The sequence below is a fragment of the Imperialibacter sp. genome, from assembly GCF_040222385.1.
Taxonomy (GTDB): Bacteria; Bacteroidota; Bacteroidia; order Cytophagales; family Cyclobacteriaceae; genus Imperialibacter.
In genome coordinates, this window is the sequence record NZ_JAVKDF010000022.1 from 119,522 (window position 1) to 135,105 (window position 15,584).

The window sequence follows — 15,584 nt, forward strand, 5'->3', positions numbered from 1 at the left end:
TCAGAAAGTCATTAGGACATCGTAACTTGGTTAAATGATCCATTTTCTTTCTTTTGGTTAGCAATAATGAAAAAGCTACTATTGAGTTCATCGCCGTTTTATCAGCAAGAGGCACTCGCTATCATTCGCATGATCGTTGGTGGTCTGATGATTTATCACGGGCAGGAAGTTTTTCAACCTAACCTCATGAGGGAATACATGACCTGGGAGGTTTTTCAAGATACTAACGCACGGCTGCTGGTATACGCTGGGAAGTCAAGCGAGCTGATCGCCGGAGTTTCTCTTTTTCTGGGGCTTTTCACCAGAATAGGTTCGCTACTTTTATTGGGTGCCATGTCTTACGTCACCTTTGTGATGGGCAATGGCCAGTTCTGGTATGGCGACCAGCACCCTTTTATGTTCGTTCTTTTTGGGTTGCTTTTCTTTTTTTTTGGAGCTGGCATGTGGTCGGTTGATCAGCGTATTTTCGGGGAAAGAAGGTAGCTGATCTTTACGAAGTTGAGCTTTTAGCCAAGCCTATTACCAAATAGCTATGTTTGGACTGTTCCCTTTTTCGATAAGGTAGTTCAATACTGTGTCTCTGTTTGTAGAAACTAGATTGCTTTGATAGGCTTCATAGAAAGTGATTCTCGTATTCCCTGAGGAGTTTGTTTCTTGTAGAAAAAGAGGTAGGTATGATAGCGTGTACGAACTGGCCAGCTAAAGTCCGGACTTATTGCAGTCAGGTGCCTGAATTTATTGATCACACCCTCAGTCGGTTTACGGGACTGAAAGGGGCGGTGGTTCCCGCACACATCACAGGATTGGGAGTAGCGGTGGTAATGAGCGGCGAGGCAACGTTTCGGATTAATGGGGAGGTGATAGCAATAAATGAGGATAGCTTTTTGGTGGTTAACAAAGGAAGCAAGCTGTCTTTTGAGCTGGAACGGGACGATACCCTGGTCGCTTTGCTGTACTTTGACGCAGCGCTTTCGAAGCTATTATACAACGGACTGATTAAAAGCGGCGATGAAACTGCCGGTTGGTCAGCAGTTAGTGAAGAGGACTTTTCGCTCGTGGAGCACGTACATTTCATGAATGCTTCGCTCAGAGAACAGTTTCAACTTCTGATGGAGCTTGGAAACAGTTGTGCCTCTTTTCACTCATTAAAAGCTGACATGGTTGTGCGATCTATACTGGATAGCTTGATAAGCGAAAATCATCATGCCCTTCAAATTTCGGAGAAGCTCAGAGTTGTGAAAACAGTAACGAAGGTAGCACTGTATAAGCGATTGGCTGCCGTCCGGGAGTGGATAATCAACAATTGTCAGCAGCCAATTGATTTGCAGCAAGCGGCAGATGTTGCCATGCTTGATAAGCAGCATTTCCTCAGGCTTTTCAAGCGGGCCTATCGAATCACACCTCACAACTTTTTGACCAAAATGCGGTTAGAGAGGGCAGAGAAACTATTGGAAGAGACGGATTTGGCCGTGTCTGACATTTGCCGGGCTGTAGGCTTCGATAGTATACCTTCGTTCACTAGTCTGTTCAAAAGAACATATGGCGAAGCGCCTGGGCGTTACCGGCGGAAAATGAGGCTGCACTAAAATTCTCCATTTTCGATAAGCCGGGGGGAGTTGGTGATACTAGTTTTGAAGAAAAAAACACAATAAGATGGAAAGAGATCAATGGAGCCAGTTCAAGCTGAGGGTAAACATCAACGCCCCGGCAGATCAAGTTTATAACTCCTGGGCAACACCCGGCGGTTTGGAGAAGTGGTTTTTGAGAAAAGCCTTGTTCAGGGACAAAGCTGGGATGACAAAGTCAGAGGACGCACCTATTGAACAAGGCGATACGTATGAGTGGTATTGGCACGGCTATCCCGATAGTGTGGTGGAGAAGGGGACAGTGCTGAAAGCCAATGGTAAAGACCTTTTTAGCTTTACCTTTTCCATGAAATGCCCTGTTACAATCAATATGTACGAAGAAGCTGGTGAGTTGATTGTTCAACTGGTCGAAAGCGGGCTGCCTCTGGACGACGACACAGCGATGAAGCATTTTGTAGGCGACTCAAGGGGGTGGATTTTTTACCTGGCGAACCTAAAGTCGGTGCTGGAAGGAGGGCTGGACTTGCGAAACAAAAGGATGGAAATCACAAACGTCATTACAGCTTGATCCGAGACTTTGCAGGTATATTTCCGAGCGGTGTGAAGAGGATTGACAGCTAAAGATAATACCGATTCATAGCTACAACTGACCTATACTTAAAGTAGCTTTGCGCCACAAAATGGCTAACTAACTGCTTTTAAGTATGGGTCTTAACTCCATTCGCCGAATATACGATCACACCACGGAATACAACATCGTTGCGCTTGAACAGTGCCGGGCTATTTTGCTCTCCCAGTTTCCCTACATGAGCGAAAAGGAAGCTGATGAATTGCTACTTGATGCAGGCGAGCATTCAATCAAGCCCTACCGGCCCATCGTGATCATTGCTGAAGGCAGAGACAAGCAAGTACTGGGGGTAGCCATAGCATCTCACTTCATCAAAGACAATTTTATATTTCTCGATTTTATCGCTACCAATAAGCACCGCATCAGTGGTGGAATAGGCGGGGCGCTTTATGAACGACTGAGAGACGAAGCGCACAGTATCTCGGCCGTCGGAGTTTTCTTTGATTGTTTGACAGACAAACGGGAGTGGGCCGTTGACGCAGCGGAGCACAAACAGAATCTGGCCCGACTGAAATTTTACGAGAAGTATGGGGCACGACCACTTGAGGGGTTTAGCTATGACTTGCGCCGTGATGACGAGTCTTACTTTTATCTCGTTTTCGATGGATTAGGCAAGAAAGATAACCTTTCGGCCCAGCTTTCCAAGAGCATCGTTTCAAGTATTCTGGAAAACAAGGCTAAAGGGAAGGTGTCGGATGAATACGTTGGGCAGGTGCTTCGCTCGATAAAGGGATCGATAGCACTGCGACCTTTTAAGTATGTTAAGTCGGAGCCGATAGAATCTGCCAGAGTTTCAATTCCCGCCGACAAGCAAATAGCCCTGGTTATTAACCAAGGGCACTTGATCCATCATGTGCGGGAAAGAGGATACCTTGAATCACCTGTGCGGGTAACCACCATTCTAAAGGAATTAAACAAGACGGCTATTTTTAGAGATGTTTCGGCCAGACAGTATCCAGACAGCCATATTGAAGCAGTACATGACAAGCAATACCTGAAGTTTTTGAAGAAGATTTGTGCGTGGATTGGGGAAACCACCACTATGTATGGAGACGTTTTTCCTATTAGAAATGCAGCAAGGCTTCCGAAGGACATTGAGCTTCAAATAGGCTATTATTGTATCGATACATCTACACCACTCAATGCCAATGCCTACAAGGCGGCAAGAGCGGCCGTCAATTGTGCACTCACTGCCGCTGATGTCATTTTGGGTGGGCAACCTATGGCCTACGCCCTGGTAAGGCCCCCGGGGCATCACGCCGAGCGGAAATATTTTGGCGGCTTTTGCTACCTGAATTCCAATGCCGTGGCTGCGCATTACCTGAGCAAAAACGGCAAAAAAGTGGTGATCCTCGATATTGACTATCACCATGGTAATGGCCAGCAGGATATATTCTATCATAGGTCTGATGTTTTTACAGTCTCTATTCATGGCGATCCGGAATACGCCTATCCCAACTTCACCGGGTTTACTGACGAAATTGGTGAAGGGGAGGGCGAAGGGTTTAACCTCAATATCGCTTTGCCCAAGGGCGTAGAAGGGCCGGCTTATCATAAGGCATTGAAGAAAGCACTTGAGGCCATAAAAAAGTATAAGCCAGATTACCTTGTTATTGCTTTGGGTCTTGATATTGCAAAGGGTGATCCATCTGGCACCTGGTTACTGTCGCCGGACGACTTTGCTATCAATGGAAAAATGATTGCTTCACTCAAGCTGCCCACTTTGGTTATTCAGGAAGGTGGCTACAAGAACAAGGTACTTGGTCTTAATGCCAGAAGATTCTTCCAGGGGCTGTGGGAAGGGTATTACTTGAACCCAGGCTAAACCTATTTCAGGGAGGTCACTGTTCCTGTATGTGTAACAAGCCATCTTAGCGTATTTTTTGGTGTGGGGTAGTTAAAACCCGTTGTCATGTTTATGATGCATATTGTTATGCCAAACAATTTGAACGGCCTATATTGACCAATCAATCAGCTGGCTATTTTTTCATGAAAAGAGGACTTTTCAGTTTTTTTATCTTTTTGACGCTGCACGTTCCACTCGGCAGCTATGGGCAGGCAGTGAAGGGCGTCCTAAGATATGCCGGAGAGGAAAGGTTGGCTTTGGACGGTGAATGGGCTTTCTATTGGAAGCAACTTCTGCCGCCGGGAGATAAGGCATTTGTCGCCAGCGAAGCTCGCTACGTTACACAAGTATCCTATTGGAATACCCACAAAGAGTTGAAGGAGAAGCTGCCAGCGTTTGGCTATGCTACCTACCGGCTAGTTGTTGAGTCGACTCAGGACTACAGGATCGCCATAGAAATACCCGGCTTCAATTTGTCGTATGCACTTTTTCTCAACGGCGAACTGATCAGCGGTGACGGCGTGGTGTCCGACTCGAAAGGCTCCTACGTCCCCGACTGGACAGTCAGCATGAAAACCGTGATGCTGCATGAGGGCGAAAATGAAATAGTGGTTCAGGTGGCCAATTTTGACCACTCCAATGGCGGCTTTTTTAAACCCATTATAATCGGCGACCCCGATATTCTTCCACACGAAAGAGACCTCAACCTCATCATCGAAACGTTCAATATTGGCGGGGTGTTTCTTATCGGATGCTTTTTTGTTGGCTTGTTTTTCTATCTGGGTGAAGACAAATCATTCCTTTTCTACGGTCTGTTTGTCATTATGTACGCCTTGTATATCAGCAACTATGGTCAGTATGTGTTCGGTACAGTTTTTCCTGCCGTTCCTGCCCGGATCAAGCTAAAAATCACCTACCTGACCATGTATCTGGCGTGGCTGTTTTATACGCTTTTTTTATGCGAACTGTTCAGGGAGGATTTTCATAAAATTGTTTCAAGGATTGCTCTCATTATTGCTGTTCCCCTCTGCCTTTCCGCATTGGTATTACCCATGAGCATTTATACGCTAACCCTGGTTCCGTTCAGTGTTGTTGCTTTAGTGTATATCATTTATGGGTTTTATATCACTTTGGTGGCACGAGTGCGGAAAAGGGGAGGCTCTTTGTCTATTTTTGTAGGCTTGGCTCTCTGCACGTTGGCGATCATGATTTTGTCGGCTTACCATTATAACCTGATTCTTACCAGGCCCAACGCCATCAGTATGTTGTTTACGGCCACTTTTTTTGTCATGTCCTTTGCTTTTGCTGAGAAAATTGGCAAAGCCTTTAGTTCTGCCAAGGCGCTACAGCTTGAAACTGCTTCCCAAAAACGGGAGATCGAAATACAAGCCAAAGAATTGAAGCAACTGGATGAAGCCAAATCTCGGTTTTTCGCTAATATCTCTCATGAGTTCCGCACCCCGCTTACCATGATTTTTGGGCCTGTGCGGGAGCTCTTACTAACCGTTCACGATAGCCGACCCAGAAAGTATTTGCAAACTATCCAAAACAACGCCAGCCGTTTGTTAAAGCTGGTTAACCAAATTCTGGAGTTGGCAAAGCTTGATGCCGGGCACCAAATGCTGGTGAAAGAGTATGTCGACGTCAGCAAATTCATTAATGAAACAGTCGAGAGCTTTCAACTGGAGGCGAAGTCAAATAGTATCAAGCTCTTGCTAAGGGCCAGCGATCAGATTTCAGGCTGGACCGATCCTGATGCGCTTGAAAAGATCGTATTGAACCTGTTGTCGAACGCATTCAAGTTTACGCCGGGCGGAGGAACTATAGCCCTGACACTTTCTTTGGAAGGGACAAAAGCCAGGATCGATGTTGAAGATACTGGTAATGGCATACCCCAAGATCAATTGCCTTTCATTTTCGACAGGTTCTACCATACAGAGAGTGACAAGCAGGCAAGCTCAGGTATCGGGCTTAGTTTGGTAAAGGCGCTGGTAGATCAGCTAAATGGTGAGATCACGGTAGAGAGTGAGCCGGGGGTTCGAACCTGTTTTAGGCTTTTCTTACCCCTGGAGAAAGACGAAACCGAGGGCAGCTCCACAATTGGTGGTGCTGCTTTTGCTTCCGAAGAGGCGGCAGGCGTTACCGCCAATGGAGAAACTCCCACGATACTGGTGATTGAAGACAATGATGAGGTGCGCCAGCTTATTGCAGATGTCTTAAGCCACGATTTTGAAGTGTTATCCGCCTCCAATGGAACCTCAGGCATCGCAACAGCCATTGAGCAAATGCCTGATGGGATCATCTGCGATTTGATGATGCCTGGTGTTGATGGGTTTGAGGTGTGTGCGCAATTGAAACAAAACGAGAAAACCAGTCACATTCCCATTGTGATGCTGACTGCCAAAGCCGACAAGGAAAGTAAAATCAAGGGGCTGGAGACGGCGGCCGACGACTACCTGACCAAGCCGTTTGATCAAAAGGAGCTCATTGTGAGGCTCAGGAACCTGCTGGAGAGCAGGCGGCAGCTCATGCGTAAATACAGTCAGCAGACGATCCTGAAGCCCCAGGAGATTGCAGTCTCTTCCGTCGATAAGGTTTTCCTGGAAAAGGTGATTGCGGCGGTTAACACCCACCTGGCCGATGAAGGCTTTTCAGTAGACGAACTCAGCAGGGAGGTGGGCATGAGCAAAAGCCAACTCAACCGTAAACTACAGGCGTTGATAGGCCAAACACCCAATAAGTTAATAAGAAGTTTCAGGCTACAGCAAGCCTATGAGCTACTCGAAAAGAACGCTGGCTCAATAGCCGAAATTGCCTATATGACCGGCTTTTCCAGTCCCAACTACTTCAATGCCGTGTTCAAAGATGAATTTGGTATAGTGCCGGGACAGGTCCAACGCAATAAGCCGGATTAGAGAATCAACCCGACCACTCTCGACATGCTAGTCAGTAAGGCAATTTTGCTTCTACAAAACCCTGCTTATTCTGGAAATATCCCTCTTCGCTTCAAAACCTTAAGCATTTGCATCAAATCCTTAAGCCGAAGAAAATGCTAATACTGAGCTTTGAGACTGAATTAAGACGAATCCAAATTCAGCTCTATGAAAGTCAGAATGATCTTCGCCCTTTTGGTACTATCTGTTGTAAGGCCAACCTGGGCTCAGTTTAATGAAGACGCAGTCAATAGCATCGTCATCAACGAGACTTCAGCCGGTGGAGTAAGTGATTGGGGCGACTATGATAATGATGGCGATCTGGATTTGGTCATTGGTTCCTTTAGTTTTCTTTTCGTGGAGCTATATATCAATGAGGGGGGCACTTTTGCTCTCTCAAACCCAGGCATCTTTAGCACCAACGGCGGCAATATAAAATGGGGGGATTACGATGGAGATGATGACCTCGACTTACTGGTTACTCGTTCCAGATCATTTTCCGACGATTATTTACTGAAACTGTATGAAAATGAGGGGGGTATTTTTACAGATGTAACTAATGAAGTGGGCTTACCGAACACGCTTTCACATTTTGGGAGTTGGGGCGATTTTGACGGCGATGATGACCTCGACCTGGCAGTGATCGCCACAAAAGACAGCAAAATCAAAGCTATTATTTACGAAAACAATGGGGGTGTTTTTACGGACATTGATGCTGCACTGCCTGAAGCGGAAGAAGGCACGGTAACCTGGGCGAATTTTGATGAATCAGAAGGCCTCGAGCTGTTAGTCACAGGCTTCAACCGAACGGCATTCAAAACACAAAGCAACATTTTCAAAAGAGTTGACGATGTGTTTGAAGACATCAGCGCCGGGCTCTCCGGCGTTATGTATAGTTCAGCCAGTGCTGGGGATTTTGATGGAGACAGCGACTTTGATATTATTCTGACAGGTTCCGCCAATAGCCTCGCCAGCCACTCGGCAGGGGTGCCCAAGTCTTTTATCTATAGAAATGACGACGGTGCTTTCACGGCCATAAACGCTGGGATTGACAATGTGATGTATGGCTCCTCCGAATGGGGTGACTACGACAGTGATGGCGATGACGATCTTATCATAACTGGTCTTACAAACTATCAGGAAGGGGAAGCTATTACTAAAATATATCAAAGTAATGGTGACGGGACTTTTACTGACTTAGACGTACCACTCCCAGTAACCATTTTTGGCGATGGGCAATGGGGCGATTATGATGGTGATACCGACCTTGATTTTGTTCTCATTGGGCAACAATACATCTATGACGACCTGCGGGTCAGAAAAATTTACACCAATATATTGCTGCCGGAGACATCCATTGATTTGGCGATTACCGATGAGAACACGCCGATAGGCACCCTCATCGGTACGTTGTCTACCGTTCCGGCCGGTACCTATACCTATGGTTTAGCAGAGGGAATAGAAGACAACGAGTCGTTCAGTATAGTCGGAAATCAACTCATATCCGACATTGTATTTGACTATGAATCACAAAACAGCTATTCGCTCAGCATTGAGGTGTTCACCGAAGGAGAAGTGATACATTCTCAATGGCTTACAATTGAAGTAACGGATCAGAATGAGACGCCATCGTCCATCCAACTAGATAACCCGTCAGTCAATAGATCCGCAGGAAACGGAGCCCTCGTAGCAAAATTGTCTGCCAACGACCCAGATGCCGACAATGAGCATGAATATTCTCTGGCCAGCGGAGAAGGAGACGACTTCAATAGCCAATTTAATATTGAAGGCAATGCGCTGACTGTCAACAGTCCGGGAAGCCTTTCGGCGGGAGCCTACAGCATTCGCATAATGGCAGTAGACCAGGATGGGGCCGCCGTTGAGCAAGCTTTTGTCATTGAAGTGATTGATGACATTCCCTGGACATTCGTGCGCAATGACCTTGCCTCCGAAGTTCTGCAAGCGATGACTTTCACCGACGCTGATTGGGCGGACTATGATGGCGATGGCGATCAGGACTTGCTCATCGTTGGAACAGATGAATCCAGTCAGCCGGTGGCAAGAATCTACGAAAACGATCAGGGTACTTTTGTTGATACCGAAGCCAGCCTACCAGCTGTGTTGGGTGGTGCTGCGAGGTGGGGCAAAAGAACAGCTGATGGATATGCCGACCTGCTGCTGACAGGCTCAGTCGACGGAGTTGCTCAAACAGATGTTTATCATTACGAGAGTGGGGGGTGGAATAAGAATGCCAGCAACTTTGTAGGCGTGGGCGATCTTGGATCAAGTTATGCCGATTGGGCGGATTATGACCAGGATGGTGACCTGGACGTGGTGCTGACAGGGTCTACCGCCAACAGTATAAAGTACTCAAAAATCTATCGAAACGATGACGGAACCTATGTCGACATTGAGGCTACACTGGCCGTGGTGTCGGATGGAGTTGTAGAGTGGGGCGATTATGACGGTGATGGAGATCTGGACCTGGCTTTGGCTGGTGATGGCTGGTTTGAATTTGTTGGCAAGGTTTACAGAAATGATGGTGGACAATTCGTCGACATTGAGGCAGGCATCACGGCAGTGGGGGTTAACTCTATGACGTGGGGTGATTATGACAATGATGGTGACCTAGACTTATTGCTTCACGGCATTGATACTGATTGGGTCACTCATACCTACATCTACGAATATGACGGCGACAGCTTTGTAGAAACGGAGCTCTTTCTGGGTTTTGGAAGCAGTTACGTGGACTGGGCAGACTACGATCATGACGGTGATTTCGACATCATTGCCACAGGCTCATTGGTGGTGTCGGAAAACATTACTACCCGTGTTTTTGAAAACAACGACAAGACTTTTTCCGACCTGCTGATGGATTTGCCGGGGGCAATCCTTGGCCAGGTGCAATGGATCAATATTGATAGCGACCTCGACCTCGACTATCTGATCACAGGGTTTAATGGCAGCAACGTCATTTCTGAATTATATCTCAACCAGCTTCTTTCCAATCAGGCGCCTGCCGACATACTGCTTGACAATGCTCATCTCAAACAATCTGCCGGCTCACAGGCCCTGGTTGGTAGCCTTTCTGTGATTGACCCCGACGAAGCTGACACTCACAGCTTTTCTCTGTCCACTGGTGACGGCGATGGACACAACGACCTATTTGCTGTGGCTGACAATAACTTGCAGGTACTGGATGCCACTACATTACCAGCGGATACTTACACCGTAAGCATAGTGGCCGACGATGGGAAGGGAGGGCAAATAAAAAAGGTATTTGAAATAACCGTGGGGGATGATATCGCACCTATTGCTGTGGCCAAAGACATCGAGGTTGCACTAAGCGAAGACGGCACGGCAACAATAGACCCTTCCATGGTTGACAATGGAAGCACTGACCCGGCAGGAGGGGAGATTGACTTTTCTTTAAGCCAGACTTCCTTTTCCTGTGATAACATTGGACAAAACGTAATATCCTTTACAACAACAGATGGGGCAGGCAACAGTTCCTCGATAGACTTTACCGTCACCATTGCAGATGACACAGCTCCCGTTTTGAAGGTGCGGGATGCTGCTATTTACCTTGGGAATGAGGGAGCTGCCACCCTGTCTGTTGTTGATATTGACAATGGGAGCACCGACAACTGTGGCATTGCACTTAGTTTGAGCCAGGCAATTTTTACATGTGAGAACCTTGGGGAAAATGAAGTTACAGTGACGGGGAAAGACCCCGCTGGCAACACAGTTACCGCTGCCGTGAAGGTTCAGGTACTGGACACCATCGCACCATTGGTTGTTGGACACGACATTACTGTATACCTCGATGGAGATGGGGTAGCAGCAGTGGCTGATATAGCTATCGACTTTGGGACGACCGACAACTGCGAGCTTGACGCTCTGTATCTGGACTGGCCTTCCGATTTCATTGATTGCGAACAAGTAGGTGACCATTTGGTAGGTTTAGTTGGCGTTGATAAAAGTGGTAACACCACCGTGAAAGAGATCACCATGACTGTAGCGGACAACCAACCTCCAAACCTTTTTACCAGGTCTCTCACTGTTACATTGGACGAGATTGGGCAAGCCGAAATAACCGTCGATGAGGTAAATGACGGGAGTTATGACAACTGCTCAACGGCCGAATACACACTGAGCAGGACAGTTTTTACCTGTGAAGACCTTGGGACGACTACCATCGAATTCGCAGGGGTGGATGTCTATGGGAACACATCGTCGCAAACAGTAGAATTAACCGTAGAAGGCACCTGCAACGAAGTGCTGGGAGCTAAGGATGCGTTGGCAGCCGACGTTGTCGTTTATCCAAACCCGGCTACAGATTTTATAATGATGAGGTCTGCGAAAGACACCAGCTTTGATAATGGAGAGGTGTACGTGTATGACCTTACAGGCACGCCAGTCGTCAAACAAACAGTCAGGGCAGGCGAAGTTGAGGTCAAACTGTCTGTAGTAGGCTTACCAATAGGTGTATACCACCTTATATTCAAGAAACACAACAGCAGCGATAGTTCACTGAGAACCTCATTTATCAAGCACTAGGTGTGGAACACTTCTTTGATTAAGAATGGGTTAATTCAAAGAATAAAATAACACGTCTGGTCTGGAGAAAATGAGGTCTCTCTTTCATTTAAAGCAATAACTTACGATTATTTAACACATTCCTGTTTGCTAAAACGTGGCATTCGCTATACTTTTGACTACTAGCCTTTGTAAGTAGGGTTATTTTTTTGGCTTCAATCAGTTGTGTATTTTTCCAATATATTTGAATGAGTCTTCATTCATGAAATATCTGCTGTTTTTTCTCTGTTTGGGTCCTTTGTCCTGCCTTGCGCAAAGCGTCGATTTTTCAGTCGATTTTTCGGAAGGTTGTGTTCCGCTGACGGTCAATTTTACCGACAAATCCACTGCGAGCCCGGTCACTGACTATCAGTGGACTTTTGGCAATGGAAATAGCTCCGTACTTCAAAACCCCAGCGCAGTATATACCGGTTCTGGTACATTTCAAGTGACATTGGTCGCTAAATCTGGCGCCACTACACTGGGGACTAAAACGATGGACATTGTGGTGCATGACAAGCCTTCCGTTGATTTTTCGTTTTCTCCTGCGGAAGGATGCAGCCCTTTGCCGGTGTCTTTTGTTGCTGAGAGCCTAACAGCAGGAAAGACCCTACAGTCTTTCGAGTGGGTTTTTGGAGATGGCAGCTCCAGCAACGACGAAGCACCTACGAACACATACCAAAGCCAGGGCGACTATTCTGTTACACTTGTGGCAAAAGACCAGTTTGGCTGCGAAAACACGGTTTCAAAAAGTGCTATCATCAAGGCCTACGGCATCAAAGCAACTATCGATACCGATAAAACCGTTTTGTGTGAAACGCCAGCACAAGTGAGCTTTAGCTCAACCGTAACCGGCACTGGCCTGAACACTAGCTATAAATGGGACTTTGGCGATGGCAGCAGCAGCACAGCCCAAAACCCGCCGCATACCTACTCAACTGCGGGTGATTATAAGGTAACAATGACAGCAACTGACGAAAAAGGCTGCCAGGATAGCCAGCAGCTTTCAGTTGTAATAGGCAGCGGAGCTGGTATCTCTTTCACAGCGTCTGCTTCACAGACTTGTGTTGGAAACCAGGTTTACTTCATAGAAACATCTGACAAGACGATACTTTCCAGGCACTGGGATTTTGGAAACGGGAAGACATCCGATGCAGCTTCTCCGGTCACCACCTTCGGTGAGCCGGGCAAATATCAGGTAGTGCTCACGGCCCAGCTACAAGGGCAGGCTTGTGAAGCAAAAACAGTGAAAGAGATCATTGTGGGGGCAGATGCGGCACCGTCGTTTACCGCCCAGCAAAAGTGCTCACTTCAAATCCAGTTTTCGAACAGCTCGACCAACAGCAACCGATGGAGTTGGAACTTTGGTGATGGAATGACCTCGGAAGACGAATCACCCATTCATGCTTATGCCGCTCCGGGGTTGTATCAGGTAACTTTGACCAGCTATAGCATTATGGACTGTGAGGCACTTTACACCCATGAGGTTGAGGTGGTTCATATTGTCGATACAAAGATTCTTCCCGAAGACCAGCAAAGCTGTAGCGAAATTTCGCTGTCGGGCTGCGCACCGTTCACGCTTCCGTTTACTTCTGTAACAGAGGCAAGTGAAAGCTACTCCTTACTCTGGACCTTTGGCGACAATACGTCGACCACTGAAGTCAATCCTACACATGTTTTCGCTCAGCCAGGCACCTACGAGGTTGTGTTGCAGGCGACAAGCGCATCTGGTTGCACGAGCAGGAAAGAAGTGGACGTGGTGGTGTCATCCACAGTGCCAACAGCGGCCTTCACTGTCAGCAAACAGGTTGTTTGTGCCTGGGAACCAATCAACTTCAGGAGCGAATCCCTGAATGCTACTTTTTATTGCTGGGACTTTGGTGATAGTACAGGGACTATTGAAGAGAACCCGATACATAGTTATGAACGGCCTGGCTTATACACGGTGAAGCTTAAAGCAAAAAATGCCGGTTGTGAAGACGAGGTTATTAAAACAGAACTAATAGAGGTATTGAACCCTTATGTTGGTTTTGAGTCTTCGAAAAGCTGCGACGATCCTAACACGATTACTCTCAGCAACTTTTCAAGCGACTATGATGGCATTACATGGGAGTTTGGCGACGGCACTAAGAGCAACGAAATAGCCCCATCGCACACCTATCCCGGCCGGGGCACTTATACATTGAAAGCTACCGCATTCAACAATGAAACGTCCTGCGTGGTATCGGTAGAGCAGGGAGTAACCATTTACAACGTTCGGGCAGACTTTTCCACTGTCGACAGCACGACCTGTAAAGGTATCCCTGTTCAATTTAACGATGCATCAACCGATGCCGAGCACTGGGCATGGACGTTTCCTGATGGCAGCAGGTCGGATGTTACCAACCCGATGCAAATCTACTATGATGCCGGGTACTTTGGAGCAGAGTTGACTGTTACTGATCCCGACGAGTGTACATCTACCATAAAAAAGGAGGATGTCATCAGGGTATTGGACATCGATGGCGCATTCAGTTTTATTACAAATAATAAATGTGACTCTCTCGTAGTTGACTTTAAAGACTTCTCCCGTGGATCGCCAGGCATAGTCGCCTGGGAATGGGATTTTGGGGATGGTGGCTCGTCCACGTCGCAAAACCCTGTACATGCCTACTACGACGAGATGAACTATAATATCGGGCTGACACTAACAAATACCGAAGGCACGTGCTCAATATTCAGAGAAAACGTTATTTCGTTTGTTAAGCCTGTTCCCAGGTTCATGACGGAAGCCGATGCGTATTGTGTGAACGATACGTTGACGTTAGAAAACATATCGATGAACGCCGTCAGCTATAGCTGGGAACTAGGAGATGGCAGCACATCCACTGAGCTGGGGCCGGTTGTTTCTTACAACACGCCGGGCAGTTACACCATCAAGCTTCTTGCGCAAGACGTTGATGGATGCTTGAGCAAAGAGCCAGCGATCAAAGAGGTCATTGTTGCACAGCCGCAGGCTAAGTTCGAGGCTGTCAATACTTTTGCCGAATGCCCACCGCTGATTACCACCTTTCAGGATAAGTCTGGAGAGGGCATTGCCTCTTACCAGTGGGATTTCGGCGATGGGCAAACATCGGCACTGGCCCAGCCGGTGGTGACTTATCTCATCCCGGGCGACTACTCAGTGTCACTTTCTGTAGTTGATGAGTATGGCTGCACAAGCAGCGTTACAAAAGATACAATAGTCAGCGTAGGCGGTCCCTATGGTTCGCTTGACTTTGATAGTTTGAGCACGTGCGAAGGTTTTGATATACTGTTTGAAGCACATGGCACAAACACATCGACTTACAGATGGGATTTTGGTGATGGAGACGTGGTGGATACGCAAAGTAGTTCCATAAACAGAGCATACGATGAAGCTGGTAGCTATTTTTTAAACCTGGTCTTCATCAATTCACAAGGGTGTACTGTGCCCTATCAGGTATCACCTGCCATCACCGTGGCACCCGGGCCCGAGTCCGACTTCACAATAAGTGAAATGTACCCTTTTACCCATGAGGAAGTGGTGGTCTCAGTAACCGATGGCTCAGATAGTCTGGCCTACTTCTGGCTAATAGATGGCATAGAATGGGAGGGAAATGAAGTTGCCGTGGCCTTCGAAAACTATGGAGACAACGATGTGACGCTCTTTACAAAAGACACAGTGGGATGCGGGTCTGCTGTTGTCCATTCTTTTTTTGTGCAAGAGGAAGTCACAGATCTCCCCAATGCATTTTCTCCAAACAACGATAGTTTCAATAACTCTCTTTACCTGCCTGGCGTGGAAAACGGCTTGTGGACACTTGAAATATACTCCCGGTCGGGCAATCAGGTATTTCGCAGGGAGCGATATGCAAATGACTGGGACGGAGGAGACCTTGCTGCCGGTGTTTACTTCTATCAGCTCGCCAACGAGTTGCGACCTGAAAAAAAATTGAAAGGTTACCTTCACCTTGTCAGGTAATAGTGAAGGCGAGCGGTAAAGGCGCTGCCTC

7 protein-coding genes are annotated in these 15,584 nt (G+C 47.2%); all 7 read left to right on the forward strand.

Features of this window, described 5'->3' with window-relative positions:
* The first annotated feature begins 66 nt into the window (after positions 1 to 66).
* The 7 genes from RIG68_RS08235 (at position 67) to RIG68_RS08265 (ending at position 15,553) form a co-directional block, all read left to right on the forward strand.
* Complete coding sequence (locus tag RIG68_RS08235) at positions 67 to 483, forward strand: DoxX family protein (RefSeq protein WP_350120948.1); 417 nt, start codon at positions 67 to 69, stop codon at positions 481 to 483.
* Between the two features lie 191 nt (positions 484 to 674).
* Positions 675 to 1,586 (forward strand): helix-turn-helix domain-containing protein, encoded by a 912-nt coding sequence (locus RIG68_RS08240; protein ID WP_350120952.1) that lies wholly within the window; start codon positions 675 to 677, stop codon positions 1,584 to 1,586.
* Between the two features lie 67 nt (positions 1,587 to 1,653).
* The gene (locus RIG68_RS08245) at positions 1,654 to 2,154 is read left to right on the forward strand and encodes an SRPBCC domain-containing protein (protein WP_350120954.1); all 501 of its coding nucleotides are present in this window, start codon (positions 1,654 to 1,656) and stop codon (positions 2,152 to 2,154) included.
* A gap of 136 nt (positions 2,155 to 2,290) precedes the next feature.
* Complete coding sequence (locus tag RIG68_RS08250) at positions 2,291 to 4,039, forward strand: histone deacetylase family protein (RefSeq protein WP_350120957.1); 1,749 nt, start codon at positions 2,291 to 2,293, stop codon at positions 4,037 to 4,039.
* A 164-nt stretch (positions 4,040 to 4,203) separates the two neighbouring features.
* The gene (locus RIG68_RS08255; protein ID WP_350120960.1) at positions 4,204 to 6,975 is read left to right on the forward strand and encodes an ATP-binding protein; all 2,772 of its coding nucleotides are present in this window, start codon (positions 4,204 to 4,206) and stop codon (positions 6,973 to 6,975) included.
* Between the two features lie 186 nt (positions 6,976 to 7,161).
* Positions 7,162 to 11,553 (forward strand): FG-GAP-like repeat-containing protein, encoded by a 4,392-nt coding sequence (locus RIG68_RS08260; RefSeq protein ID WP_350120963.1) that lies wholly within the window; start codon positions 7,162 to 7,164, stop codon positions 11,551 to 11,553.
* Between the two features lie 241 nt (positions 11,554 to 11,794).
* Entirely contained in the window at positions 11,795 to 15,553 is a 3,759-nt protein-coding gene (locus RIG68_RS08265; RefSeq protein WP_350120966.1) for a PKD domain-containing protein, read from the forward strand.
* Positions 15,554 to 15,584: the final 31 nt, after the last annotated feature.